At 52.9% G+C, this 24,771-nt stretch carries 23 protein-coding genes; 9 read left to right on the top strand and 14 right to left on the bottom strand.

Translation table 11 applies throughout. The annotated features are described in order from the left end of the window. Positions 1–35 precede the first annotated feature (35 nt). Positions 36–620, bottom strand: coding sequence for a DUF4276 family protein (locus MMC1_RS16490; RefSeq protein WP_011714773.1), 585 nt, complete (start codon positions 618–620; stop codon positions 36–38). Further along, positions 617–1,801, bottom strand: a complete 1,185-nt coding sequence (locus tag MMC1_RS16485; protein ID WP_011714772.1) for an AAA family ATPase — start codon at positions 1,799–1,801, stop codon at positions 617–619. Before MMC1_RS16485 ends, MMC1_RS16490 begins: the two co-directional genes overlap by 4 nt. Before the next feature lie 486 nt (positions 1,802–2,287). Here MMC1_RS16485 and MMC1_RS16480 point away from each other — a divergent pair, with 486 nt between their 5' ends. From MMC1_RS16480 to MMC1_RS20540, 4 genes are all read left to right on the top strand, one after another. Then, the gene (locus MMC1_RS16480) at positions 2,288–3,697 is read left to right on the top strand and encodes a transposase (RefSeq protein ID WP_011711816.1); all 1,410 of its coding nucleotides are present in this window, start codon (positions 2,288–2,290) and stop codon (positions 3,695–3,697) included. A gap of 205 nt (positions 3,698–3,902) precedes the next feature. Then, complete coding sequence (gene fba / locus MMC1_RS16475; protein WP_011714771.1) at positions 3,903–4,967, top strand: class II fructose-bisphosphate aldolase; 1,065 nt, start codon at positions 3,903–3,905, stop codon at positions 4,965–4,967. A gap of 3 nt (positions 4,968–4,970) precedes the next feature. After that, on the top strand, positions 4,971–6,566 hold the full coding sequence (locus MMC1_RS16470; protein ID WP_011714770.1) for a caspase family protein: 1,596 nt from the start codon (positions 4,971–4,973) through the stop codon (positions 6,564–6,566). After that, a complete protein-coding gene (locus MMC1_RS20540) occupies positions 6,563–7,453 on the top strand; it encodes a formylglycine-generating enzyme family protein (RefSeq protein WP_011714769.1) in 891 nt (296 codons plus the stop codon). Before MMC1_RS16470 ends, MMC1_RS20540 begins: the two co-directional genes overlap by 4 nt. Positions 7,454–7,668: 215 nt before the next feature. Here the strand turns inward: MMC1_RS20540 and MMC1_RS16460 are convergent, their stop codons facing one another. Continuing rightward, complete coding sequence (locus MMC1_RS16460) at positions 7,669–8,556, bottom strand: MBL fold metallo-hydrolase (RefSeq protein WP_011714768.1); 888 nt, start codon at positions 8,554–8,556, stop codon at positions 7,669–7,671. A 36-nt stretch (positions 8,557–8,592) separates the two neighbouring features. Beyond that, positions 8,593–9,474: an HDOD domain-containing protein gene (locus MMC1_RS16455; protein ID WP_011714767.1), complete on the bottom strand. Its 882-nt coding sequence runs from the start codon at positions 9,472–9,474 to the stop codon at positions 8,593–8,595. 533 nt (positions 9,475–10,007) lie between these two features. Here MMC1_RS16455 and yajC point away from each other — a divergent pair. The 5 genes from yajC (at position 10,008) to MMC1_RS16425 (ending at position 14,162) form a co-directional block, all read left to right on the top strand. Then, positions 10,008–10,409: a preprotein translocase subunit YajC gene (gene yajC, locus MMC1_RS16445; RefSeq protein WP_011714766.1), complete on the top strand. Its 402-nt coding sequence runs from the start codon at positions 10,008–10,010 to the stop codon at positions 10,407–10,409. 90 nt (positions 10,410–10,499) lie between these two features. Continuing rightward, positions 10,500–12,077, top strand: a complete 1,578-nt coding sequence (gene secD / locus MMC1_RS16440; protein ID WP_011714765.1) for a protein translocase subunit SecD — start codon at positions 10,500–10,502, stop codon at positions 12,075–12,077. Between the two features lie 12 nt (positions 12,078–12,089). Then, positions 12,090–13,025 carry a protein translocase subunit SecF gene (gene secF / locus MMC1_RS16435; protein WP_011714764.1) on the top strand — a complete coding sequence of 312 codons (936 nt, stop codon included), beginning with the start codon at positions 12,090–12,092 and terminating at the stop codon, positions 13,023–13,025. 86 nt (positions 13,026–13,111) lie between these two features. Next, positions 13,112–13,486, top strand: coding sequence for a response regulator (locus tag MMC1_RS16430; RefSeq protein ID WP_011714763.1), 375 nt, complete (start codon positions 13,112–13,114; stop codon positions 13,484–13,486). A 253-nt stretch (positions 13,487–13,739) separates the two neighbouring features. Continuing rightward, positions 13,740–14,162: a rhodanese-like domain-containing protein gene (locus MMC1_RS16425; RefSeq protein WP_011714762.1), complete on the top strand. Its 423-nt coding sequence runs from the start codon at positions 13,740–13,742 to the stop codon at positions 14,160–14,162. 103 nt (positions 14,163–14,265) lie between these two features. Here the strand turns inward: MMC1_RS16425 and MMC1_RS16420 are convergent, their stop codons facing one another. The 10 genes from MMC1_RS16420 to MMC1_RS16375 all read right to left on the bottom strand — a co-directional run bounded on the left by MMC1_RS16420 (position 14,266) and on the right by MMC1_RS16375 (position 24,714). Then, positions 14,266–14,541, bottom strand: coding sequence for a hypothetical protein (locus MMC1_RS16420; protein ID WP_011714761.1), 276 nt, complete (start codon positions 14,539–14,541; stop codon positions 14,266–14,268). 338 nt (positions 14,542–14,879) lie between these two features. Beyond that, positions 14,880–17,612 carry a hybrid sensor histidine kinase/response regulator gene (locus MMC1_RS20535; protein ID WP_011714760.1) on the bottom strand — a complete coding sequence of 911 codons (2,733 nt, stop codon included), beginning with the start codon at positions 17,610–17,612 and terminating at the stop codon, positions 14,880–14,882. Then, positions 17,609–18,463, bottom strand: a complete 855-nt coding sequence (locus MMC1_RS16410) for a transglycosylase SLT domain-containing protein (RefSeq protein WP_011714759.1) — start codon at positions 18,461–18,463, stop codon at positions 17,609–17,611. The genes MMC1_RS20535 and MMC1_RS16410 overlap by 4 nt, the downstream gene beginning before the upstream one ends. 526 nt (positions 18,464–18,989) lie before the next feature. Beyond that, on the bottom strand, positions 18,990–19,484 hold the full coding sequence (locus MMC1_RS16405; RefSeq protein WP_011714757.1) for a chemotaxis protein CheW: 495 nt from the start codon (positions 19,482–19,484) through the stop codon (positions 18,990–18,992). 311 nt (positions 19,485–19,795) lie between these two features. Then, on the bottom strand, positions 19,796–19,987 hold the full coding sequence (locus tag MMC1_RS16400; protein WP_041641325.1) for a YgaP family membrane protein: 192 nt from the start codon (positions 19,985–19,987) through the stop codon (positions 19,796–19,798). A 90-nt stretch (positions 19,988–20,077) separates the two neighbouring features. Beyond that, on the bottom strand, positions 20,078–20,740 hold the full coding sequence (locus tag MMC1_RS16395; RefSeq protein WP_011714755.1) for a Crp/Fnr family transcriptional regulator: 663 nt from the start codon (positions 20,738–20,740) through the stop codon (positions 20,078–20,080). 368 nt (positions 20,741–21,108) lie between these two features. After that, positions 21,109–21,933 carry a TIGR03943 family putative permease subunit gene (locus MMC1_RS16390; protein ID WP_011714753.1) on the bottom strand — a complete coding sequence of 275 codons (825 nt, stop codon included), beginning with the start codon at positions 21,931–21,933 and terminating at the stop codon, positions 21,109–21,111. Then, positions 21,930–23,036, bottom strand: a complete 1,107-nt coding sequence (locus MMC1_RS16385; protein ID WP_041641324.1) for a permease — start codon at positions 23,034–23,036, stop codon at positions 21,930–21,932. Before MMC1_RS16385 ends, MMC1_RS16390 begins: the two co-directional genes overlap by 4 nt. A 204-nt stretch (positions 23,037–23,240) precedes the next feature. Then, positions 23,241–23,552 carry a ribosome hibernation-promoting factor, HPF/YfiA family gene (gene hpf / locus MMC1_RS16380; RefSeq protein ID WP_011714751.1) on the bottom strand — a complete coding sequence of 104 codons (312 nt, stop codon included), beginning with the start codon at positions 23,550–23,552 and terminating at the stop codon, positions 23,241–23,243. A 28-nt stretch (positions 23,553–23,580) separates the two neighbouring features. Then, a complete protein-coding gene (locus MMC1_RS16375) occupies positions 23,581–24,714 on the bottom strand; it encodes a sodium ion-translocating decarboxylase subunit beta (protein ID WP_041643020.1) in 1,134 nt (377 codons plus the stop codon). Between the last annotated feature and the right edge of the window lie 57 nt (positions 24,715–24,771).

Raw genomic sequence — 24,771 nt, 5'->3', positions numbered from 1 at the left:
ACAAAGGGGGGCCTATGGGCCCCCCTTTGTGATTTTTAAGCCATAATGTTAAGGGCAACCAGCCGCAAGCCTTCTTTGAATTCGGCAAAGCTTGGTGAGCGGTTCTGTTCTAAGCGCATCTCTTTGGCAATACGTCGTGAGCCATCAAGGAGTTGGTAGGTTGGGATAAGCTTACGCAGCTCTTCTTTGGGGTTGGCAAGTTTGTCAGGGTTGCGAAATTTTTGATGGGTTTGCCGTTTGGCTATATTTTTTTGATGATACGCTTTTTCAACCGCGTGTAAGTCTCCTAAAAACCAAGATTCTAACTCTTGGCAAGCTAATTTTATCAGCGTATCAGGACGGCCTGCTTGGGCGCAGGCTTGGGTGAGGCGGTCACGCAATAGATGGTCTGGTCGGTGATCATTGTCGCGAATAATGACAAATTGGGTGTGAACATGGGGTTGGTTCCACCCGCGCAATTTCACGGGAATATTTTTTTCTAAATCCGTCCAGCCATCAAAGGTCAAAAATAGGGGGTCCATGGGCAAATCGACCATTTTTGGCACGATCTCTCTGAGGGTGTTCTCCATGCTGCACTCTTCAAGCATAAAGACAAGTTGAATAGGGAGACCCTCCTTCATGGGTGAGCCCCTGTGAAGAGGCCTTGTTTCCAGAGAGAGCCAGGCTTGTCGCCTGCTTTAATAAGGCTGGTAAGCAGTAAGGAGTCAGAAGCCCGGTGAATGGTAGAAACACCGTTTTCCTTGCGCAGCCAAAAAATATCGGTTAAGTCGAAACCGTTCAAAAAATCAGGGGAGTGGGTTGAGATAAAGACCTGTCCGCCCTTTTGAGCATAGCTTGAGAACTCTTCGGCAAGTTCCAGCAACAGATGCATATAAAGCTGGTTTTCAGGCTCTTCCACGGCCAGCAAAGGGTAAGGAGCCGGGTCGTACAAAAGGATCAGATAGGCAAACATTTTTAGAGTGCCGTCTGAGACATAACGTGCCACAAAGGGGTCTTTGAAAGAGCCATCCTGAAACCGGAGTACAATACGACCATCTTCGGTTGCTTTGGCTTCGACTTTTTCAACACCGGGAACTCTTGTGCGCATTTTTTCGAGAATGGTATCAAATACCGGTCGGTGGTTTTCGAAAAGATGTTGGGCGACGAGGGCTAGGTTATCACCATTTTTCGAAAGGTGTTCCGCGACCCCGGCATCGACGCTAGAGCGTGCAGCAGATATGTGAAAGTCGGATATGTGCCAATTTTCAATGAGGTTGCGAAAGGCGTTGGCCGCTTTAAAACGTTGGAACTGCCCGATACCTTTAATGGCGAGAATATTCGGGTTATCCAGCGTCTGTTCTTCTCGTTCAAGCTGTTCTTCTGGCTTCGAGAAATCTTCCTCATTGGTGATGGCGTAACCTCTGCCATTTGAGAAATCCATAAAGTGGTATGGGGCACCTGCACGGCCGCGCTTATAGCGTAGTACCTCGCGTAATACAACGGGTAGATTGTTTTGCAATCCAATGTTTAACCAATAGGTTACAAGTCTTTGAGTGCCGGTTATTTCTAAACGATATTGAATTTTAATATCAATGGTGCTGTTAATATGGTCTCGTGTGATCACCTCCTTAAAGCCACCACGTTTCTGTAAAGCTGTGCTGATGTTGTTGTCCAAGGCATCTTTGATGAAAGATAAAATGTCAAAGAACGTAGATTTTCCGCTACCATTGGCCCCAACAAGCACGGTGACACGCGATAAACGGTCTATCTTTATATCTTCGAACACGCGATAGTTTTTAACCTCAATGCTCTCAATGCGCATCGTGCTACCTTTAGGTCGTGGTTGGGCGAGGAGGGTGCGTCTGGTGTTGCAGATGATGGAAACCTAAGAGATTCTATACTAGATCTGGAGGGGATTTCTAGGCGCGCCATGCCTGTTCATGCGGGTTTGTTTGTTGGGTTGGCAGGCTTGATGGGGGCGTGATGTGGTGAGTGAAGGCAGGATTCATGCGGGGAGCGGCCCAAAAAGAGCACGGTTTTGTTGGGTGGAGCATAAATATGCGCCTAATTCGACTCTTTTACGCAGATTAGGTTGTGGCGTCATCAAACCTTCATGTATACTCGATGTTCAAGTTTTCTGCGCTTGACATCTGAGGGGAAAAGGGCAGCAGTGTCATCCCGTCGGACTCTGGATCAAGATTCAATCGAGACCCTTCATTATCTGACGGGCTGGCCTGCTGCCCCTGCTTTATTTTACACTTTCCTCCAGGGATGAACCAATGTCCCGTTTTCCATGGAGGGAAGACGGATGATTTTCAATCGACCTCTGCCATTTATCAGCGCCTTTGTTGAAGAGATTGATGGAGCCCTGCGGGAGCAGCATACGCATTCGGTTGGGATGAGCGTCTGCCAGCGGAGCTGGTTTGGTTTCTGCATCATGGCGATCATGCTGACCAACTCGATCTGCTGGGCACAGTTTGAGCGGGCTGGGTTGGGACGCTACGGCCTCGGGGCACTGGCTTGGATGTTTCGGAGTTCCAAGATTCCCTGGGAGCGGCTGTTTCAGATGAGCGTTCGGGTTGTTTTGCGTCGCCATGGGATCACGCATGGTGTGCTGGTGGTCGATGACACGGACAAAAGGCGGGCCAAGGTCACGACCCGCATCTCACATGTCCACAAGATGAGGGACAAGAGCAGCGGCGGTTATCTTTTTGGCCAGCAAATTGTCTTTTTGCTTTTGGTGGCCGACATGGTGACGATTCCGGTCGGGTTTGCGTTTTATCGTCCAGACCCGGCACGGACGGTTTGGCGCAAGGAAGTCAAAGCGCAGAAGCGCAAAGGGATTCTGAAAAGCAAGCGCCCAGTTGAACCGGCCAGGAACCCGGACTATCCGACAAAACCAGAATTGGCACTGCGATTGTTGCGGCAGTTCAAGCAGTGGCATGCTGTGGTGCAGGTCAAGGCGATCCTGGCTGATGCACTTTATGGAGCTGCTGATTTTGTAGACCAAGGGTCATCCCTGTATGCTGGCATCCAATGCGTCAGTCAGTTGAGGAAGAACCAGAAGGTCCGTTTCCTGAGCCGGGATCTGACTGTTGAGGAATTTTTCCAGCGCTATCCCGGTGTAACGGGGAGGCTCCCGGTCCGAGGTGGAGAGAACAGGGCCATCGTGTTTCGCAGCGCCCGCATCCATGTGAAAGCACATGGCGTGAAGCGCTTTGTTATTGCATTGAAATATGACGGAGAACAAGATTATCGATACCTGTTTGCCTCCGACTTGACGTGGCGAACGGAAGATATCCTGAAGGTGTTCACCTTGAGGTGGCTGATCGAGGTGTTTTTCCAGGACTGGAAGGCCCACGAGGGCTGGGGGAATCTGACCAAGCTTCAAGGTGACGAAGGATCAAGCCAAGGCCTGATCCTGAGCCTGATGGTTGATCATTGTCTCCTGGTCCAACCAGACCAACTGGCCCAGTTGAAACACAAACAACCCGCGTTCACTGTGGGAAGCCTGATCAATCACATCAAGGCCGACAACCTAGTGGCACTCATTCACGATCTATTGAACGCAAATGCACCAGAGCAGGAATTGACCCAATTGGCCGACGTACTGGCTAAACAGTTCAGGCTGAACCTCTCGGAAAAACACATGGTTGGGCGTGATCTGGGGCGGCAGGCCCCATCAGCGTCGCTCAAGTATAAAACTGCGTTGGCGTGACACCTTGAACGGCTGTCAAGCGCTGAAAACTTGAACATCGAGTGTATAGGGAATAGAGTGTAGGATTACACAGGGTGTTTGGAAGCCCTGTTTTGTGTCGAACATTTCGGCCCGCTATGTGCATGTATGTTTGGTGGATGGTTCTGTCTGGCGCACATGTTCGGGTTGTAAGGGTTTGTGACCTTCTTTTTCTAGGAGAATTTTAATGCCTCTCGTTTCCATGCGCCAACTGTTGGACCACGCTGCTGAAAATAGCTATGGCCTGCCCGCTTTTAACGTCAATAATATGGAGCAGGTGCGTGCCATCATGCGCGCAGCCGATGAGACCGATAGCCCGGTTATCCTGCAAGCCTCTGCTGGGGCCCGTAAATATGCTGGCGAAGCCTTTTTGCGCCATCAGATTCTGGCCGCACTGGAGCTCTATCCCCATATCCCCATCTGTATGCACCAGGATCATGGGCAGTCCCCCGCCATTTGTCAGGCGGCTATTCGTTCCAACTTTAGCTCGGTCATGATGGATGGCTCCCTGCGTGAAGATGGCAAAACCCCTTCCGATTGGGACTACAACGTCGCCACCACCGCTAAAGTGGTCGAGTTCTCCCATGCCATCGGCGTTAGTGTCGAGGGTGAGCTGGGTGTGCTTGGCTCCCTGGAAACCGGCATGGCTGGTGAAGAGGATGGCGTCGGTGCCGAGGGCAAAATGGAAAAAGATGCCCTGCTGACCGATCCCGAAGAGGCCGCCCGCTTTGTTAAAGAGACCCATGTGGATGCTTTGGCCATCGCCATTGGTACCAGCCACGGGGCCTATAAATTTACCCGTAAACCCACCGGTGATATTCTGGCCATTGGCCGTATTGCCGAGATTAATGCACGCATCCCCAATACCCATTTGGTGATGCATGGCTCCTCATCAGTGCCCCAGGAGCTGCTGGCGATCATCAATGAGTTCGGCGGTGAGATCCCCGAAACCTATGGTGTGCCGGTGGAAGAGATTGTGCGTGGCATCCAACATGGTGTACGCAAAATTAACGTGGATACCGATCTGCGTTTGGCTATGACTGGTGCCATTCGTAAATATTTCCACAAGAATCCCAGCGCGTTTGACCCGCGCGGGTATAACCGTCCTGCGGAAGATGCGGCCTATGCCGTATGTAAGGCCCGTTATGAGGCCTTCGGTGCCGCTGGCAATGCCTCTAAGATCAAAGTGATCACCATGGAGGATATGGCCAAGCGTTACGCTTCCGGGGAGCTTGACCCCAAGGTGAATTAAGGTATGTGGCGACCGGCGCTCTTTGGCCTCTTTACTCTACTGACCGCCCTGGTCCCGCTCTCTACAGCCTCCGCATTGGAGGTGTTGGGGGAGCGGGCCAACGCCTGCCCAGCCGCGCGCGAGATCGCGCTCAAGGGCATTGGGCTGTTTGACGTTCAGCCAAAGAAGGGCCTGGCCGCTTTGCAAGAGGCCTATGAGTTGTGCCCTGCCGATCTTGCGGTAGGGTACAACCATGGGCTTGCCCTCTATCTATCGGATCAAAAAGAGCAAGCCCTCCATATCTGGGCTAAAGTTCTGGAAACCCACCCCGATCATCTGCACACCATTGCCAACCACGCCTGGACCTTTTTTGAACTGGGCAAGGATGAAGATGCCCACATCGCCGCATTTAAGGCGTTGGAGCGTTTTCCTGGCGATTTTTCCCTAGCGCATACCAAACTCTACAGTCTCTTCCGCATGGGGCGTTATCTTGAAGCCTATGATTGGCTGAACCGTGCCAATCTACAGGGGTTACGTGCCAAAAAGTGGCAAGAGCAAGCCGCTCGCTATGTGGTGGAGTGGGAGTGCTGGCGCAAATTTCGGGCGGGTGAACAGTACGAAGCGCTGAAACAGAGCATCAATCTGCTGGTCAAAGAGTACGCCAAAGAAGAACAATTTGTGGTGGCCAAGGATATGCTGGCCCGTGCCCATGTGGATAATGAGGCTGAGGTGCCAATTGTGCTGCCACTGCCCCATGAAATATGGGCAAAACAGGGGGATGTTGACGACCAGCGACTGGTTTTAGATGATTATATTGAGGCGCTGCCCCCCATCAATGGTTGGGAAAAACGGACAGATACCTTTGCTTTGATTATTGGCATCAGTCGCTATGCCCACCTGCCAGGTCGCTATTTTTCGGCTCGGGATGCCGATAATATGGCCAAACTGCTGGTCAGACGGGGCATCTTGCAAGGGGACCCCGATCACTTGCGGTTGCGCACGGACCGCGAGGCGACCACCCTTACCTTGCAGCGGGATGTGGATTGGTTGTTGGAACAGGGGCGTTTAAACCCAAATGCACAGTTGATTTTTTACTATTCTGGGCATGGTGTGCCCTATCAAGCGGTGTCGGGCGGGGCTTTGCAGGATCTGCTCATGGTGCCGGTGGATGTGCGTCAAACGTGGATCGCCCCTGAGCATGCGCTCTCCATGAAGGATCTGCGAGACTCCTTGGACGCCTTACAGAATCGTGATGTAGCGGTGATTGTGGATAGCTGCTTTTCGGGCAAGCCCCCCTGTTTGGCGCGCGATGTCCAGTTGAAACCGCATCACCGTTCGGGTGCTGAGCGTGCGCAAAAACCGTGGCTGTTGGCCGCTTGGGATGATCGGGCCGCGCACTACTATGCGCCGGGTCGGCAGAGTGCGATGACCTACTTTTTGCTTAAGGGTATGTTAGGTGCGGCAGATGGTGCGGCAAACAGCGGCAAAGATGGTTGGGTCGGGCTCTCAGAGGCTTTTCTCTATGTTCGAGATGCCTTGCAGGAGAAGGGTATCGCCATGACCCCTTGGATGACCCAGAGTAGTACCATGCGCTTGACCCAAACCGGAGGTGATCGATGAGCCGTTTAGGGGTGTTGCGCGCGGTGTGTGTGGCGGTAGGGCTTCTGCCTGCACTGGCACACGCTTTTTTAGTCAACCAGTGGGAAACCATTGACACCAGTACCAAACGGGCCCAAGCCGCCCAGGATGTGCAACCGGGGCGCGCTTGGATAGAGCCCTTAACCGGCATGGATATGGTCTGGGTTGAGGGGCGCTGTTTTAAGTTGGGCAGCCCACCTAAAATGGAGGGACGGGATGGTGATGAAGGGCCGGTCCGGGAGGTCTGCCTGAGTGGTTATTGGTTGGCCCGTACGGAGATGACCCAGGGACAATGGCGCCGGGTGATGCGCAATAATCCATCGAAAAACCGTAAAGGTGACGACTATCCGGTGGAGCAGGTTGCATGGGATGATGTGGAGATGTATCTCGGTCGTCTCAATAGTTTTTATACGGGCCGCGTGCGGTTTCGTCTGCCGACGGAAGCGGAGTGGGAGTTTGCCTGCCGCAATGGGGGGCAGCAGGTCCGTTATGCGACCGGTAACAGTGCCGAGCAAGGCTCATGGTTTCAGCGCAATAGCGGTGGTGTGTCGCAAAAAGTTGCCACTCAGCGGGCCAACCGGTTGGGCTTGTTTGATATGAGTGGCAATGTGTGGGAGTGGACACAGGATGCGTATGACAGCCACGCATATAAGCAGATAGAGCCGCAAAATCCCTTGCGGCTTGGAGCGCACCCCTTCCGCGTGATTAGGGGTGGTGCGTTTGACAGCAAGCCTGCTGCTCTGCGCTGTAGCAACCGAGGTTTTGAACACTTTTCCCTGCAAGCAGCCAACATAGGTTTGCGGTTGGCGGCTGAGGTGGAGAAACCGGTTAAACCCAGGCCGATTAATCTACGGGATACGCTCCTGTAGAGGTCGGGGAGTGATAGGGGTGGGGAGTTGGCTGTGGGTGGTTCAGCGCAGCGGTGGTTTTGCCCAGGTTATTTTTGTGGGATAGAGTGGGGTGGTCTTGTTGGTCAAGGCCACCCCCTTTTTATGGGTTGGATGGGCTCGGGTTGCCATGCGTCGTTCACGCCAAAAGGGCTGTTGGCGTGAACGACGCAACCGATCCCGCCTGAGTGGGGGGGTTACACCTCGAAATAGCGCCCCTCTTGGGCCAGCAGATATTCAGGGTCACCGGGCTGGCGGGGATAGCGCTCTAGGGTTTCTTGATAGATTTTTTCCAGGGCATCATCGCTGCGGGTGGGTTCGTGATGGGTAAAGAACAATTTTTTAGCCCGGCAGGCTTTGGCCAGCGCCACGCTGGTGTCGTAGGTGCCATGCCCCCACCCTTTCTTCATCGCATATTCGGCCGCGGTGTAGGAGGTGTCGGCAATTAAAACATCAACTTGGTCAATAAAATCCAGAATCGCTTTATCCTTGGCTTCGATAAAGCGCGAGTACTCATCATGGTAGTGGTGGTCGTCGGCATAGATATTGGTGATGGGTTCATGATCCCCGGTAAAAAAGACCGACTTGCCGTTGCAATTCACCCGATAGCCCAAGTTAAGCACGGGATGGTTCATATAGATGCAACTCACCGTCGCATCACCGACTTGGATCACTTGGTACTCTTTAAGGGTGACATACTCTAAGTTTGCCTTGAGCTCAACTTCACGCACGGGGAAGTAGCAGTATTGATACTGATAGGTGAGTATTTCCCGCAGATCCCGCTGTTCAACAGGGTCGTGGGCACCGTGTAGCACCAGACGGTTAGCGGGGATATATTGAGGGATAAAGAAGGGCAGCCCCTGAATATGGTCCCAATGGGTGTGGGTAATAAAGATATGGGCGGTCAGGGGCATCTGTCCCAGCAGAGTTTGGGCCAGGGGAAAGATACCGGTACCGCCATCAATGATAATTAAGGCGTCATCATCGGTACGGATCTCGATACAGGTGGTGTTGCCACCGTAACGTAAGGTGTTGGGACCCGGTGAGGCGATTGAGCCACGTACCCCCCAAAAACGAATTTTCATGCGCTTTCCCGCTTAATCAATAGGGTGATTACCCATCTAATAGGTTGCCGCATTTTGGACATACTGTAGAGCGGCTTCACGGTGATGCCAGACGTGTTGCATCGCTTCTGCCAACGCTTGATAATCCCCACCCATGCGTGCCTTAACGGGTTCAGGCATGGGGGTAAGGTTGGGTAATGTCGCACTCTCACGGAGACCCATCACCGTGGCCAACTGGTTGGCCACAAACACACAATCACGCATCAAAGTGTGCTCATCTTGTTCTCCATAGAGCAAGCTATTGGGGTTGTGGTGGGCCCCGATACTGTCGGCCAACATTTCAGGCAAATGCCAATGGCGAGCCAGGGCCGCGCCAACCTCGGCGTGATCGGTTTGCAACTGGGCCCGTTCGGCCTCTACCACCGAGATTCCCTCATGGGCGACCATCTTTTGGATGATGCGATAGGGTTCTGGGTAGGCCGACGAAAGGGCAAGCTTGCCAATGTCATGCAAGAGCCCCGCCAAAAAAAATTCTGAGGTTCTAGGTTCCTCGACCCCACTATGCAGGGCAAGACCTCGGCTGAGCATGGCAACGGTGATGGCGTGGCGATGAAAGAGAGCGGTGTCCACACCACCACTGGTTAAGGGTGGTAGCACCCCCCGGTTGGCGGTGTGGATAGCCAGATTTTTGATGGTATTAAAACCGATATAGACCACCGCATGATTGACCGAGGAGATGGTTTCTGAAAGCCCAAAAAAGGGCGCATTTACGGTTTGTAAGAGACGAAAGGTCAAAATGGGATCATGAATAATCACATTGACCAAGGCTTTGGGATCAATATTGGCGTCGGATGTTAACTGCAACACCAGCCGCACACTTTTGGGGAAGGCGGTCAGGCTATCCATGCGGCGCAGCAGTTGATTCGGTAGGTCAGCCATGGGTCTTTTCCCATTTCAATAGGGCTGCTTAGGGTGATGCTCAAAGGCATGCTTTAACGTCTACGCAGCGAGACTGGGACATAAAGGGCAACGCACAAGGCCGCGTGAGGGTAGACCATCGATGGGTCTTTATCACGCCGAAGGGGTCCGCTGTGCAACCACCCTGCTTGTCCAACTAAAGATTGTTTTTTTAATTGTTACACAATCTTTTCGGTTAGGGGTGGATTTTTCTTTAATGCCGAATCACATTTGCCGGAAATAGGTGGGTGACAGACAGGTTTTGGGCAGCACCGGGAAGGGGCATCCCTGCTCGGTGTGGCGAGGCGGGTTAAGTGGTTTTTTTTGGGGGGGGGCGATAGAGGCTAAACATAGGGTTGATGGGGGGGGCGGTACTGGGATGGGCGCTCATGAAGGCCCTGTTGCTCAAAAAATAGGGGTAAGGTGCAGCTAGGCTTTCGCTTTGTGGGGGTTTGCTGGTAAGATCCTCTGTTCCTTTTGTAGCTTCCGCCCAGTTTGTCACGAGTGAGGAAACGATGTTGGATTTTCTGATTGCCCCTGCATTTGCCCAAGGCGCTCCCGTTAAAGGGGGTGGCATGGATACCTTAATCTTCATGGTTTTGCTGTTTGTTATGCTCTACTTTTTGCTGATTCGCCCTCAGCAAAAGCAGGTTAAACAGCATAAAGAGATGCTTAATAACCTTAACCGTGGCGACCGCATTCTCACTTCTGGTGGTCTGGTTGCCAAAATCCACCGCATTGACGACGCCAACGATGAACTGGTGGTGGAGATCGGTGAAGTGGATATTGACGGTAAAAATCGCAAGCCTGTACGTGTGCGTCTGGTACGCGGCAATGTGGCTAAGGTGCTGGATAAAAGCATGCCCGGCACCAGCAACGATGATAAAGAAGAGGAGGCTAAAGAGGCGAAATCCTAACCTCTTTACGCCAAGATCCGCTGAATGTAGAGCCCCTGCATGGCTACTTGCTCTGTTTGGGGCTCTTAAAGTGTTTGAAGGATGGGTGTCATGCGACAGCAGCCGCGCTGGAAACTGTATCTGGTAGTATTGGTGGCACTGGGTTCCATCTACTATGCCCTGCCCAGCCTCTTGGGTGGCAACCTGCCCAGTTGGATGCCCAATAAGGTGATTCATCAAGGGTTGGATCTGCAAGGGGGACTCTATCTACTCTACGATGTCAAAGTCGAAGAGGCCATCAAACAGGCGGGCAACAATATGGTGGATAGTGCCCGGAACCTGTTGCGCAAAGAGCGGCAGCGCTATCGGGGCATTGAGCAGGTTGGGGCAGATCAGGTGGTGATTCGACTCACCCCCAACTCCGATACAGAGCGCATGCTCAGCGTGCTCAAAGATGAGTTGCGCGAGTCCAAGGTGGAACACTTCCAACCCGAAGCACAGATCCGCCTAACCCTTGGTGAGGCCGAGAAGGTCGAGATACGCAAATTTGCCGTGGATCAGGCCATCGAAATTATTCGTAACCGGATTGACGCCTTTGGCGTCTCAGAGCCCAGCATTCAAAAACAGGGGGAGCGGCGCATCATTGTGCAGCTCCCCGGTATTAAAAACCCCGATCGGGCCAAGGGGCTGATCGGTCGCACCGCACGGCTGGACTTTAAACTGGTTAACGAAAAGGGTGATCTTAACCGCGCCCTGGAGGGACAAGTTCCCGCCGATAGCGAGTTGATGTATGAAGAGCGTAGCGCCAACCAAGGGGGCAAAAGCGCCTACCCTCTGCTGGTGTTTAAACGCACCATCCTCTCGGGGCAGCATATCCAAAATGCCCAGACCACCTTTAATGAGTATAACGAACCCATCGTTTCAGTAAAATTTGATGCGGTGGGGGGACGTAAATTCTCGCAGATTACCGGTGAACATATCAAAGAGCGGTTGGCCATTGTGTTGGATGGCAAGGTGCAGTCCGCACCGGTGATTCAGGATAAGATCGCGGGTGGTCGTGCCACCATCTCTGGCTCCTTTACCCGTGAAGAGGCCCACGATCTGGCCATCGTGCTGCGGGCGGGCGCCCTACCGGCCCCGCTGGTGATTTTGGAAGAGCGCACCGTTGGTCCCACCTTGGGGGCCGATTCAGTGGCGCAGGGTCTAAACTCGGTCTTGATCGGCGGTGTGTTGGTGGTGCTGTTCATGGTGCTCTACTACAAGGGCTTTGGCATGCTGGCCAATCTGGCGGTGGTGCTTAACGTGACAATCCTGGTCTCGCTGTTGGCGCTTATGCAGGCCACCTTAACCCTGCCCGGTATTGCCGGTGCGGTGCTGCTGTTGGGTATGGCGGTGGATGCCAATGTGCTGATTTTTGAGCGCATTCGTGAAGAGTTGCGCTTGGGTAAATCACCATTGGCGGCCATTGATCACGGCTATAGTAAGGCCTTCTCCACCATTTTGGACGCAAACATCACGACCCTGATTACGGCGGTGATCCTCTATCAGTTTGGCACCGGTCCTGTGCGTGGGTTTGCGGTGACGCTCTCGGTGGGTCTGTTGGCCTCCATGTTTACGGCGATCTTCGTTACCCGGGTGGTGCTGGCCGAGGTGGTGAAAAACCGTCGTTTGAAAACGCTGAGCATCTAAGGGAGCTCGATCATGCAGGTCTTTTTAAAAGCGACTCACTTTGACTTTATTGGTCGACGTAAACCGGCAATCTATGCCTCGCTGTTTCTTATTGGGGTAAGTCTGGTTTCACTCTTCACCCAAGGTTTGAATTTTGGTATTGATTTCGCCGGGGGTACCTTAATCCAGGTACGCTTTGAAAAGCCCATGGATCTGGCACCGGTTCGGCAGGCTATCGCCCCTCTGGATCTGGGGGATACAGTGGTGCAATCCTTTGGTACCCCAGAAGAGGTGTTGATTCGGGTAGAAAAGCAGGGTGCGGATAATGCCGCCCAGCAGGCCATCGTCAGCGGTGTGCTGGATGCCCTCAAACCCATCGCGGGTGAGCATGGCGTGGAGATGCGCCGGGTGGAGTATGTGGGGCCGCAGGTGGGGGAAGAGCTGACAGAAAAGGGGATGCTGGCGATGCTCTACGCCATGGTCGCCATTCTGATCTACATCTCTTTTCGCTTTGAGCTCCGCTTTGCCCTGGGTGCGGTGTTGGCGTTGGTGCACGATGTGGTGTTGACCATGGGCTTTTTCTCGGTATTGCAGAAAGAGTTTACCTTGGTGGTGGTCGCCGCTTTGTTGACCGTGGTGGGTTACTCCCTCAACGATACCATTGTGGTCTATGACCGCATTCGCGAAGAGATGAAGCGCATGAAGCGCCAACCGCTAGCAACCATCATCAATGAGGCGGTCAACCGCACCCTTTCACGGACGTTGATTACTTCTCTAACCACCGTGTTGGTGTTGATTGCCCTGTTTGTGCTGGGTGGGGCGGTGATCCATGATTTTGCTTTGACCCTGCTGTTTGGTGTGGGTATCGGTACCTACTCCTCCATCTTTGTGGCCAGTCCGCTGGTTTTGCTAATGGACCCTGGCAGCCGACGCAAAGTGGCGGCTGAAACGGCGGAAGAGACCCCATAAACCCAGTTTTGGATGACACTGTGGGGGAAATCGTGCACCATCAACGGTGATGCATTTTGGTTGCAATGAGATAGGGGACCGATGTTATGGCGACGGTATTAATCATTGACGACGATATGGCCGTGCGGGAGTTGCTACGTCAAATTTTGGAAGATGATGGGCACGATGTCACCGAAGCCAGCGATGGGTTGGAGGGGGTGCGTAGCTACCAAGAGCGCCAGACCGATATCATCATTACCGACATGTTGATGCCAGAGAAGGATGGGGTAGAAGTGATTATGGAGCTGCGTGAATTTGCCCCTACCGCGCGTATTATTGCGATTTCTGGAGGGGGGCGAGGTTTGGATGCCCACTTTAACCTGCGTGTCGCTGAGGATTTTGGGGCCATAACCACCTTGGCTAAGCCGTTTACCCGCAACGAAGTACTTGCAGCGGTGCAGAGCCTGTTGGAGATCGTCTAACGCCTTTCAATGGTAAAATCTCTAAAAAAGCCCGCCACACAATTCTGTGGCGGGCTTTTTTATGGCGGTAGAGGTCAGCACGGCGTTGTGTGGTGCTTAGATAAACCCAGACAATAAAATTATTTTTACACTCCAAATATAGTGTACAAAAAAAGAAAATTATAGAACATTCACAAAATAAATTTGTGATTCCACAATATCCAGGCATACTGAAGCTAACCGTAGATTCACATTTTTACTGTAGGAGGCCGCCATGTTGCCTGCATCGCCCCACTCTCCGTCCAATCCTGATCTGCACCATCTGACCGCTGTGGAAGCCTATGCCGTGGTGCAGGATGAGCAGGTCATGTTTATCGACATACGTACCGAGATGGAGCACTACTATGTGGGCCATCCCATTGGGGTCTATAATGTGCCGTGGCAAGATTACCCTGACTTTGCCATTAACCCTGATTTTCTATCGGAGGTGGAGGAGTTGGCTCAGCGGAATCAGCACATTGTGCTGATCTGCCGCAGTGGGCACCGCTCCATTGACGCGGGTAATTTTTTAATTCAACACGGTTTTCAGCGGGTATCCCATGTGACCGAGGGTTTTGAGGGGGATAAAAATGAGAAGCACCAACGGGGCTTAATCAATGGCTGGCGTCAGCGAGGTTTGCCTTGGATGCAGTGTTAAACAGAAACAGAATAGCCAAGCCTAGAGGGGTGCCCCGTGGGTGTTGCCCCTCTGGTGTAAAGCCGGTGGTCGAGGGGTTTAGGGGAATCGCTTGGGCGCTGACCTACGCTTCAGTGGGGGCACTAAAAACAATACATTTGGCCACGTCGGAGGCTTGGATACGGGAGCCCTCCCGCGCGGTTAGCTCAACCCGAATGTGACCATTGTGCTGTGGGTTAACCTGCATATCATCCAGGTTGCTTAGCGCAGCGCTGGCGCAGGTGCAGTGTCCTGCGCGGCAACTTTCAAACTGTTTGAGCAGCGCCACGGCCTGGGCATCGTTATCGGGTTGAATATCTATCGCGAGGGTACGGCCTTGCTGTTGCAAGTCAAATTTCATGATAAAATCCTTCCGAAATAGCACAGCAGTAGAGCGAGTAACCGGCCAGTTAGGTGGGGATCGCCCGGCGAAATTTATTTGGGTAAAAAACCCCGTTTAGACGGTTTTGCTCAGCTGAAATAATGGTGACAAAGCGTCACTCTATTTAGGCATAAGAGGATCGCTTGTGTATAGACAAAATCGGTAAAAATTTTGGTGACCCCGCAAAAAGATCTTTGCATTGGCCCAAGCCAGCGTGAGCGCTGTTGCGGAAGAATCCGACAGGTGTAGCGCCCGTGCCTCAAGTAGAATAAAGGCCAGCATGCCTTGAATCGACCAAAAAAAGGCCAAGCATAGCCTTAGGTTTTATGGTGCATAGCTCGGGCGATGGCCCGTTTTAGCGTCTCTAAGCGGACGGGTTTGGTGATAATTTCTTGCATACCGACCTCATCCCCCTCGATCAGGGTCTCTTTAAGTACATCTGCGGTTAAGCCAATGACCGGAATTGGCGAAGTAACCCCATGGCCACGCTCACGGGCACGGATACGCCGGGTGGTGTCTAACCCATTTAAGCGAGGCATGCGTATATCCATCAGAATCAGGTCAAAGCGGTCCAGTTGAAAGAGATCCAGAGCCTCTAAGCCATCCTTAGCTAACGTAACGCGATGCCCCTCACGCTGCAACAAGCCGCGTGCAACCACCTGGTTAATGGGATCGTCCTCCACCAATAAAATCTCCAGGGAAGACACCACGGCCAATAAATCGTCCATCCCCTGTTCTAACAGCAACGCTTGACTGGGCGGTTGATGGGGGATGGTCATTAGAAATGATGAGCCCTCCCCAACTTGGCTGGTGACGGAGATTTGGCCGTACATGGCTTCTACCAAGCGTTTGGAGATGGCTAACCCCAATCCGGTGCCCCCATGACGACGGCTTATGCTGCCATCGGCTTGGGTAAAAGGGGTAAAGAGTTGCGCCAACTGAGCCTCGGGGATGCCGCTGCCACTGTCTGAAACATTAATGTGTAGCTGTGCAGGTGCTCCCTCTTCCAGATAGGCTTCGATCTGCACATAACCGGTCTCGGTAAATTTGATGGCGTTGCTGACAAGGTTGATCAATATTTGCCGAATGCGGGTTGGGTCACCCATGCTTGAGCTGGGCAAATTCGGGTGACAGTGGCAGCTTAGATCAATCCCCTTTTCATGGGCCAGTAGTTTGTGCAGCTCGATGCCATCTTGGATAAGTTGTTTAGGTCGATAGGGAATAGACTCAAAGCGGAGTTGGTCTGCTTCAATTTTTGAAAAATCCAGAATGTTGTTAAGCAGGTCCAGCAGCACCTCGGAGGAGCGGCAAATCAGATCAAAGCGCTCTTTGAGAGCGGCTTCTAGGGGTTCTTGGCGCAGGTGTTCGAGCATGCCAATAATGCCATTGAGTGGGGTACGGATCTCATGGCTCATGGTGGCTAAAAAGGCGCTCTTGGCGGCATTGGCACTTTCAGCGCGATCTTTGGCTGTTTGCAGTTGGCGTTGCTGTTCCCGCTCACGGGTAATATCACGAAACTGCCAGAGACGTCCAACCATGTCACCATTGTGGTAGAGGGGGCGGCTATGGCGCTCAAAGACCCGGCCATCTCGGAACATGAGCTCATCCAAGCTAAACTGATCGTCTTCGTAAAGGCCATTGACCTTCGCCATAAAACTGTGGGGGTGGCTCAGTTGGGGCAGTACATGTTGCAGCAGGAGTGACTCATCTTGCTGCATGATGATGGATTCAGGAATCTGCCACATCTGTGCAAAGCGCTGATTGCTGTGGGTGACATTACCCTTACGATCCACCACCAAAAAGCCATCTACGCTGGTTTCTAAAATATCATGCAGCAACTCTTGGTGTTCACGTAGCTCCTCTTCGGCGGTGCGGCGCTGCTCAATCTCTTCCAACAGGCGGGCGTTTGCTTGGGTTAAATCCTGGGTTTGAGCCTGCACACGACTGGTCAAATCTTGGGTGTGACGCAAGAGCTCATCCAGCAACAGATCCAGCAGCGTTCCCAGTGTAACCACCTCATTTTGGCGATCACGGCGGTCATTGAGCCGTTGATGATCAATATCTAAGTTAGGGAGCGCTTGGTGCACACGCTGGTAGGCTTCATTGGCTAATTGGGTGATGGGGGCGGTAATCTGTCCGGACATGCGGGATATGCCCACCAAACCTACTGCCAGCAAGGCAGCCCCCACCGCAACAAGGATAAAAATCTGTTGGGTAATAATGGTGCGTTTTATACTAACCGGCTCATGACCAAAAACAGCAAAAGGGTAGATGGCATGACGCCGCCCATGCAGATAAAAGGATTTTGTCTGAAGAGGCCGTTGGTGATGCCAAGCCCACTGGGGAATGCCTTGCTCAAGCAGCTGTTGCCAGTGGGGATCAATCTGGTCAACATCTTTAAACATAGGATGATTGTTATGGTCTAAAGGGGCAAACAGGATAGAACCCACATGGTCTTCGCCACCGGTTTGAAAAAGCTGCAATTGAAGCTGGCTTGGGTTAATGCGGGCGGCGATGGCATAAGGTTCGTCTTCTCGATGGGGTATAATCAGCGGCACCCGTAACAAAATTTCGCCCCGGTAAGGATCATTTTCTAGGGTGGTAATAGGCTGCTCTGCAAGGCCAAACAGCTCGATCCCTTGATGGGGTATGAGGGTAGGATGACGGTGACGATAGACCACCAAATCACCGTGCATAAGCATGATGGATGAAAACCAGGGTTTATTATCCAACTCCTGCTGGAAAAGGGTGTCTAGTCCTGGTTGGGATATGGAAATCATGGCCGGATTTTGGAGATAGACCCGTACCGCTGGTGTGCTACCCAAGAGGGCTAGGTTAAGCCGTTGGCTCTCTAAAAACCGGGTGGTGGATTGTAGGGCCAGTAGCGTACGCTGCTGCAAGGCTTGATCCATGTGAATGCGGATGGCCTCTCCGGTAAGCAGGGCCGAGAAGGTAGTAAACAACCCCACCACCAAGGCCATGAGTAAGGAGGCTACAAAAAACAGTTTCAGGCGGATCGGGCTAAGACGCAAACGTGTTAGCAGATTCAATGCTCACCTCCACCTGGGGTGGAGGTGATAAAAAGATTAAACGCCGATAGGGCAATGCCCACATGTTGTTCCCAAAGATAGTCAAAGAGTGAGCCCGGTACGCGTTGCAGGGTAAAAAACTCGACGAGCTTGTTGCGCAGTTGATGATGTTCCGGGTGGGTGCCCCAGCCTACCTGTTGAATGTTTCCCACCGGGAAAGCCACTTTAATGGCAAGCAAGCGGATTTGGGTTTGACGAAAAACCTCTTGAGCGCTCAGTATGGAAAAGTCGATCTCTTCCCGGCTGAGGGATTCAACCGAATGATCCGTTGAGTCGAATGCAATGATAAGCGGATGCTCTTTAAATACAAATTGATTTTGCTGTTTAAGCCAATCATGGGCGCTGGAGGTCGGTGCAACAAGGGTGCGCTTGCCTCCTAGATCTTGTAGGGAGCGGATGGGTTGTAGCACCGATTGGGGCACAACAACGGTCATGCGAGTGGCGAAGAGCGGGGTAATCGTAAGCATGTTCATGCGCCATGCAAACAACTCGATATCATTGGGGTAGATGTCACAGCGACCATCAGCCAACAACGCAGGGATGTAAGCGCGAAACTTGTGGGTCACGCGGTCGCGGTCATGGAACTGTTGATCCCAACTGTTTAAATGGATGATATGGGGGGTGACGCCAAGGTAACGCGCAAAAGTCCGGGCGGTGGCGTTGGTCAGGGCAAGATGGTCGCCGCTAATACAGAGCCGCAGTTCTCCGCTGCGCATAATTTCATCAAGGGGTCTGGCCAAGGCTGGGGTGACCAGGCCAAAGGTTGCTAAAAACAGCATTGCCCATAAAAAGCTGTAGATTCTCAAACCCATAGGAACCACCATGCTTTATGTTGTGCCATGGGATGGGGACGCGCTGGATTGGAATAACCGGTGTTTGCACGGAAGATGAGAATAAGTCGTCTCGGTGCGCTTTGAGTGGCAGAAGAGAGGGCAACAGGAGAGACCACCTTTAATCCTCAGAGCATGGGCTGTTAAAAAAAGCGCTTATTTGGTTGCTCCAAAAACAGACGAAACCGCATGTCATGAGCGGTTGTCGGTGTGGTACAGTTCACCAAGCGGGCCAGGGGCGGAGAGTATGCCGGAAAGCTAAGGGGGAGAGAACCGCGTTCCACCCTGCCCAACCGTTGAGCGCCTGTGCAACGACCCAGGCCGCCTCCAACCCCTTTAGAGCTTGGTGTCACAGAGCGGGGCTCTGGTAGGCCAAGGGCGCTTTTGCTTAAAAAACGGCGATCCCACAAAAAAAACCAGGGTATGCCTGCTACGCAACCACGGATCAAGTGTAAGGGGTGCGGGTTTAAGAAAGGTTCATCTGCATCCTGTCGGGGTTGCAGGCCGCTTAGTCGTCCATCTTCTCTGGGTCACCAAAGCCCATCAAGGCGGGTAGGTTGAGCACCACCAGCAGCTTGCGGTCCAGTTCGATCACCCCTTTGGCAAAACGCGCAGAGATGCCCTCTAAGTTGGCTGGACGCGGTTGGAAACCCTCGTTGCCAAAATCCTGCACCACGCCAAGCTTATCGACCCGCAGACCAAACCGATCTTCCCAGGGACAATGCTTGTCTACCTTATCATGGTACCACTCCTTAACTTCAGGCTTGGTTTTCATGATGATAAAGTAGCCGGTGTTGTCTTGGCCCACACCACCTTGTTCCCAGCCTAAGCGGGTGCGCAAATCGGCGATGGTGGCAACTTGACCACGAATATTGACCAGGCCCATGTAAAAGTCTGGTGCCCCAGGCACTTGGGTACAAGGGGTCGCTCGGCGAATTTCCCGCACCAACATAATGTCGATGCCCAATAGAAGGTCGCCTACGGTAAAGCTACAAAGAACCATCGGTTACTCCGGGAATAGTTATTTCCAGTTCTTCCCATTGTAAGCATCTTGCCAAGAAATACAACCGTCACGGGCGATAAATTCGATGGCGAGGAGAAAAAATAAGATTTTAGGTGAAAAGGCTGAGGGTTGTTGTTTGTTTTGCTTGCGAGGGTTTGCATGAGGGGAAAGTATAGGCGTGTACCGCGTAAGATCTCCGGGGCACAATACCCTTGGAAAACGGCACTCCTGTTGAGCCAAGCCAACAGCATGGTGGGGGTTGTTTAAAGTGGCCATGAAGGATGCTTAGGCATCCTTCATGGCACAGGGGACTACTCACACTTGCTACAGCTACTGATGCCCAGAATGGGGTAGAACGGACAAAATTTAAACAAGCCAGTCAGCAAGGGTACTACCCCAACCCAAGCCCACACAGGACCACCCAAAACAGCGGCCCAAGCAATGAGGGCAATACCGGCAACCATACGTAAAATGCGGTCAATACCGCCAACGTTCGCTTTCATATCTGCATACTCCATCAGTTGTAACGTGTTAGAAACGCTCTAACGATGAACCCTTATAGAACATGTGGGGCAAATTTACAGTGACTTTGATCACATAGTTCCCGTTTTGTAGGCAAGCAGCGCCGAGCGGTTTACAATTTCCACCTGTTTTCGCCCCAATACGATCCAACCATTGGCCTCAAACTGTTTTAGTAGACGGCTAATCATCTCGCGTACACTGCCCAACTCATCGGCCATCTGTTGGTGCGACACCAGGATGGGCCCCTCCTGCTGGACCAGCCACTCCGCGAGGCGTTGGTCCAGCTTTTGAAAAGTCACAGCTTCGACCAATTGCATCAACTCCGCCAGTCGGCTGCTATAGTGGGCAAAAGCCATATCGCGAAAGCTTGGCTCACGGCTAATAAGCGTCAAAAAAAGGGCGCGGGGTAGGGCAACGGCTTCTACTTCGCTCTCGGTCACACCGGTTGCTGGGTAAGGGGTGCCCCCCATTAAACAGCTTAGGGTGATAATGCATAACTCATCGGGCTTGACCCGATAGAGGCTGATCTCACGACCATTCTCCCCTTGTTTAAAAACCCGAATGGAACCTTTTAATAAAAAGGGTAAGGCCTGACAGGCGTGGCCATCATCAAACACTAAGGTACGCGCCGGTATGGTAATGACTTGGCACTGTCGTACAATCTGCTCTTGGATGGGTATGGGCAGCAACGCCAGCGGAGGGTGGGTTTGCAGCAACGCAAGATCCATGGGCATGATTAAGGGATTCCTTATCGGCCTGTTGTGTAAGCCATGTTGATGGGCCACCACACATGACAACCCTGACCTTATTGTGCCTGTGCAGGGCGCGGTTTGACAAGCTTTACCCCCCAAAAAAAGGGTTCAAAAGGGCGCTGCTCGGGTAAGTGTAAGAATGGCGGATAGAATAAATCCACGGCGTTGTGCATCCTCCGAGCTGTAGGCGTATGATGGATCAAAAAGGGGCAGGGGCAGGGGCAGGGGTTGCATGGGTGGTAGAGGGGCCGTGCGGTTAGGGGGCTGTGCCAAGGGGGAGCCATCTGGTCGCGCAGCCCCTCCCTGAGCATCAGCACCCTAGCCCGGATATTTCATGAAATATATCCGGGTTAGAGGTTACTTAACCAAAAGAGGTAGGGCTGTCTGGGGGCGGCTATGGTTTGTACGGCTTCCACCGCCAGGCCCAAAATTTTTTCGCCCTCAATTTCATTGCTGGTGGTACCTTCGACCACCAACCACGCATCTGTGGCTACCTTGGAGAGCAACTGCCCGGGGTCGCTCAATAAGAGTCCAATGGGTGAGGCGTCGGCGGCGCAACAGGCGATGGCATGGCGGTAGAGCAGCGCCATCTCTGTGGTATGGCCCGGCTTATAGCTCTGCACTTGTTGGGGTGTTAGGCGCATCAGACGCCCCACCACCCGCACCTTGGCCCCAGATTTAAGGGCATCGTGGCTATAAATATCAATCAAGTTGACCTCGACCCGCTGACCCGACTGTAAGGCGGCTGCATCAAAGGGTGGGGCCGTTGGCTCGCCCGCTTGCTGCAACCGTATGGAGGAGAGACGCAAGCTCTGATCCTGTTGCATGGTCAGACTGGTGACGCCGGTTATCCAAAATAGCAACCAGGGGATAAAGTGGACCGCCGTAACGGCCATCAGTTTTAAGGGTTGGGGGGGGGCTTCATGATCGTGTACATGCTCATGGTCGTGGGCCTGACAGGTGGCCGCTTGACCGCCACCGCGCAGGGTTTGCACAATCTGAGTGATCACCATCAGCAACAACAGCCACCAGCCCCAGCGGAGCAAGCTGCTCTGGAGGTCGGCCAGATAAGCGGCATCATAACCCCCAAAGCTGATCCAGCCCATAAACATTAGCCAGCCCACCATTTGGAATACTGGCGCCCAGTTGAGCCATGCCATCACCACACGTCTCATAGCAGACCTCCCCCGCCCAGCAGAAGATCCAGATAGCCCCATAAAACCCTATCCATAAAGATGAGGTAGAGTGTGGTGCCCACCACCACCGCCAAACTGAGCAGCGCAATAAAGCGCCCGCGCAGCAGGCTGCTATACATGATAATCAGCTTGATATCCAACATGGGTCCAAGCACCAGAAAGGCCATGTGGCTGACCACATCAAACTCCACAAAACTGGCGGCCAAAAAGGCATCGGCTTCGGAACAAAGCGACATGACAAAAGCGGCCACCATCATAATGGCGGGGCCGAGAATGGCATGCCCACCCCACTGGAACAGGGCCTCTTGCGGAATAAAGGTTTTCATGCAGCTGGCTAAAAAGACCCCAAACAGAAAATAGGGGGCGATCTCTAAAAAATCTTCGCGCACATGAAAGGCCAGATCTCGCCAGATTGTGCTCAGGCGGTTAAGCCTGCTCGTCGGCACCGTTGGTACATGGGGCTGGATGGGAATAATGGGGTATGCGGGCTGGCTGAAGGCATCGGCGTTTAATAAGGCACGGCGACGGCTGTAACCGTAAAAAGCAAAGGCGACCAACAAGGCCACAAAAATACCCCCCGCACCGCGCAGGATGGGGTAGATGGGGTCTTTATAAAAGGCCAGCCAGGTGCCCAGCAATACCACCGGGTTAAAGATGGGGGCCGCCAGCAGATAGGCGATGGTGTGGGAGAGGGGAAGGCCCTTTTTGAGCAGCCGCCGCGCCACCGGTACCACGCCGCACTCACAAATGGGGAACAAGGGTGCGGCCAAAACCACCGCAGGAACCCCCAAAATCCCCAGTTTTTTCGCCATTTTTGGCAAAAAGCCAGCCGGCACAAACAGCTCAATCAAAGCCGATGCCAAGGTGCCCATAATCATAAAGGGCACCGCCTCCAGGGTGATGGCGATAAAATAGGCGGAAAAATTCTCACGCCAACGGTTTACTTGAGAAAAATCACCATTTAAGAGCTGCTCAGCGGTGTTGGGTGCCAGCAACGCCGATACCCAGGGATTAAAAAAAATCGCAACAAAACCCACTAACAGCAGGCTAAGAAAGAGTTTGTCCTTGGAGATATGTGACATAAGCATGGCCTGAAGGCAGGGAAGAAAGCGCGTATTCTATACCAAATCCCCACCTATGAACATCCTTGTTAACGAGTCCCTCCCTGGGGAAGCGTCTCTGCCAAGAGGCAATCCTCCACCAACGCTTGTTTTTTGCGGGGCTAAGGGAATAAAAAAAAACCCCGCCTTTAGCGGGGTTTTTGGGTGAAGGTCAAACGGGCAACATTAAGGACGCGTATGGCTCTTCTTGTTTTTTTCAGCCCAGGTTTGTAGCTCCATGGTCAGGGTATCTAGAGCTTCGTTAACCGCAGGAATCACCGTCGCCGCCTCTTTGGTGGAAGAGATGGTGTTGCCAGGCACGTTGATTACCGTCTTCACTTCGGCACGCTGCTCATTATTGTGCGATTTACGCTCAATGCTCACCCGAGCATGGGTGATGGGGCCAAAACGCTGGTCCAGGGTCTGGAGTCGCGTGGTAATGCGATCACGCAGCTCGTTACCGATGTCCATTTGACGGCCTTCAAGCTTGAGTTCCATAGTTTCATCCCTCTACAAAGGGTTTATATTATCCGCCTACGATAGCCAACAACACGCCAGCCGCGACAGCGGAGCCGATGACCCCCGCCACATTTGGACCCATGGCGTGCATCAGCAGAAAGTTGTGGTGGTTTGATTCTAATCCTACCTTATTTACCACCCGCGCCGCCATAGGAACCGCACTAACCCCGGCAGCACCAATCAAGGGGTTGACCTGCCCCTTCGTCATCCGGCACATCACCTTGCCCATCAATACCCCCGCTGCGGTACCGATGCTAAAGGCGATCATACCCAAAACCAAAATCCCTAAGGTTTCCACTTTCAAGAACTTATCCGCTGAAAGTTTGGTGCCAACCGCCAGCCCTAAGAAGATGGTTACAATGTTAATCAGCTCATTTTGTGCGGTTTTGGAGAGACGGTCCACCACACCACATTCACGCAGCAGATTACCAAAGGTAAACATGCCGATCAGCGGAGCCGCCGAGGGCAGGAACATGGCGCACAGCAACAGCACCAGCATGGGGAACAAAATTTTCTCCGTTTTACCCACCGGGCGGAGCTGGGTCATCTCAATTTTGCGCTCATCTTCGGTGGTGAGCGCTCTCATGATGGGGGGCTGAATCATGGGCACCAAGGCCATGTACGAGTAGGCCGCTACCGCAATGGCCCCCATCAGGTCCGGTGCCAAACGGGAGGAGAGAAAGATCGCGGTCGGACCATCCGCCCCACCGATGATACCAATGGCCGCAGCGTCTGCTAGGCTATAATGAAAACCAGGGATGGCGTTCATCGCCAACGCGCCAATGAGCGTCACAAAGATGCCAAACTGGGCCGCCGCCCCCAACAAGATGGTGCTGGGCCGCGCAATGAGCGGACCAAAATCGGTCATGGCACCAATGCCCAAAAAGATCAACAGCGGAAAGGCCCCCGAACCAATGCCGATTTCATAGACATTGTGCAGCATGCCACCGGGATCATTCAGCCCCGCCAGGGGGATGTTGCTGAGAATACAGCCAAACCCAATGGGGATCAGCAGCAGGGGCTCAAACCCCTTAACAATGGCCAAATAGAGCAGCAGTGCGCCCACACAGAGCATCACAAACATATCTAACTGAATATTGGCCAGACCGGTGCTGTTCCACAACACGGCCAATTTGTCCATATACATGGGAACCTCCAAAGGGGGAACCGACGAGGCCGGTCAACCCACACCAAGCAT

The sequence above is a fragment of the Magnetococcus marinus MC-1 genome (genome assembly GCF_000014865.1).
In the GTDB taxonomy this organism is placed as follows: Bacteria; Pseudomonadota; Magnetococcia; order Magnetococcales; family Magnetococcaceae; genus Magnetococcus; species Magnetococcus marinus.
The sequence above is the reverse complement of the archived record's forward strand: the minus strand, read 5'-3'. Positions and strand labels throughout refer to the sequence as shown.

What these genes read in the sequence shown, in the direction of transcription:
- MMC1_RS16490 (WP_011714773.1), bottom strand. Translation starts at nt 620, where the DNA reads ATGAAGGAGGGTCTCCCTATTCAACTTGTCTTTATGCTTGAAGAGTGC.
- MMC1_RS16485 (WP_011714772.1), bottom strand. Translation starts at nt 1,801, where the DNA reads ATGCGCATTGAGAGCATTGAGGTTAAAAACTATCGCGTGTTCGAAGAT.
- MMC1_RS16480 (WP_011711816.1), top strand. Translation starts at nt 2,288, where the DNA reads ATGATTTTCAATCGACCTCTGCCATTTATCAGCGCCTTTGTTGAAGAG.
- fba (WP_011714771.1), top strand. Translation starts at nt 3,903, where the DNA reads ATGCCTCTCGTTTCCATGCGCCAACTGTTGGACCACGCTGCTGAAAAT.
- MMC1_RS16470 (WP_011714770.1), top strand. Translation starts at nt 4,971, where the DNA reads ATGTGGCGACCGGCGCTCTTTGGCCTCTTTACTCTACTGACCGCCCTG.
- MMC1_RS20540 (WP_011714769.1), top strand. Translation starts at nt 6,563, where the DNA reads ATGAGCCGTTTAGGGGTGTTGCGCGCGGTGTGTGTGGCGGTAGGGCTT.
- MMC1_RS16460 (WP_011714768.1), bottom strand. Translation starts at nt 8,556, where the DNA reads ATGAAAATTCGTTTTTGGGGGGTACGTGGCTCAATCGCCTCACCGGGT.
- MMC1_RS16455 (WP_011714767.1), bottom strand. Translation starts at nt 9,474, where the DNA reads ATGGCTGACCTACCGAATCAACTGCTGCGCCGCATGGATAGCCTGACC.
- yajC (WP_011714766.1), top strand. Translation starts at nt 10,008, where the DNA reads ATGTTGGATTTTCTGATTGCCCCTGCATTTGCCCAAGGCGCTCCCGTT.
- secD (WP_011714765.1), top strand. Translation starts at nt 10,500, where the DNA reads ATGCGACAGCAGCCGCGCTGGAAACTGTATCTGGTAGTATTGGTGGCA.
- secF (WP_011714764.1), top strand. Translation starts at nt 12,090, where the DNA reads ATGCAGGTCTTTTTAAAAGCGACTCACTTTGACTTTATTGGTCGACGT.
- MMC1_RS16430 (WP_011714763.1), top strand. Translation starts at nt 13,112, where the DNA reads ATGGCGACGGTATTAATCATTGACGACGATATGGCCGTGCGGGAGTTG.
- MMC1_RS16425 (WP_011714762.1), top strand. Translation starts at nt 13,740, where the DNA reads ATGTTGCCTGCATCGCCCCACTCTCCGTCCAATCCTGATCTGCACCAT.
- MMC1_RS16420 (WP_011714761.1), bottom strand. Translation starts at nt 14,541, where the DNA reads ATGAAATTTGACTTGCAACAGCAAGGCCGTACCCTCGCGATAGATATT.
- MMC1_RS16410 (WP_011714759.1), bottom strand. Translation starts at nt 18,463, where the DNA reads ATGGGTTTGAGAATCTACAGCTTTTTATGGGCAATGCTGTTTTTAGCA.
- MMC1_RS16405 (WP_011714757.1), bottom strand. Translation starts at nt 19,484, where the DNA reads ATGGTTCTTTGTAGCTTTACCGTAGGCGACCTTCTATTGGGCATCGAC.
- MMC1_RS16400 (WP_041641325.1), bottom strand. Translation starts at nt 19,987, where the DNA reads ATGAAAGCGAACGTTGGCGGTATTGACCGCATTTTACGTATGGTTGCC.
- MMC1_RS16395 (WP_011714755.1), bottom strand. Translation starts at nt 20,740, where the DNA reads ATGCCCATGGATCTTGCGTTGCTGCAAACCCACCCTCCGCTGGCGTTG.
- MMC1_RS16390 (WP_011714753.1), bottom strand. Translation starts at nt 21,933, where the DNA reads ATGAGACGTGTGGTGATGGCATGGCTCAACTGGGCGCCAGTATTCCAA.
- MMC1_RS16385 (WP_041641324.1), bottom strand. Translation starts at nt 23,036, where the DNA reads ATGTCACATATCTCCAAGGACAAACTCTTTCTTAGCCTGCTGTTAGTG.
- hpf (WP_011714751.1), bottom strand. Translation starts at nt 23,552, where the DNA reads ATGGAACTCAAGCTTGAAGGCCGTCAAATGGACATCGGTAACGAGCTG.
- MMC1_RS16375 (WP_041643020.1), bottom strand. Translation starts at nt 24,714, where the DNA reads ATGGACAAATTGGCCGTGTTGTGGAACAGCACCGGTCTGGCCAATATT.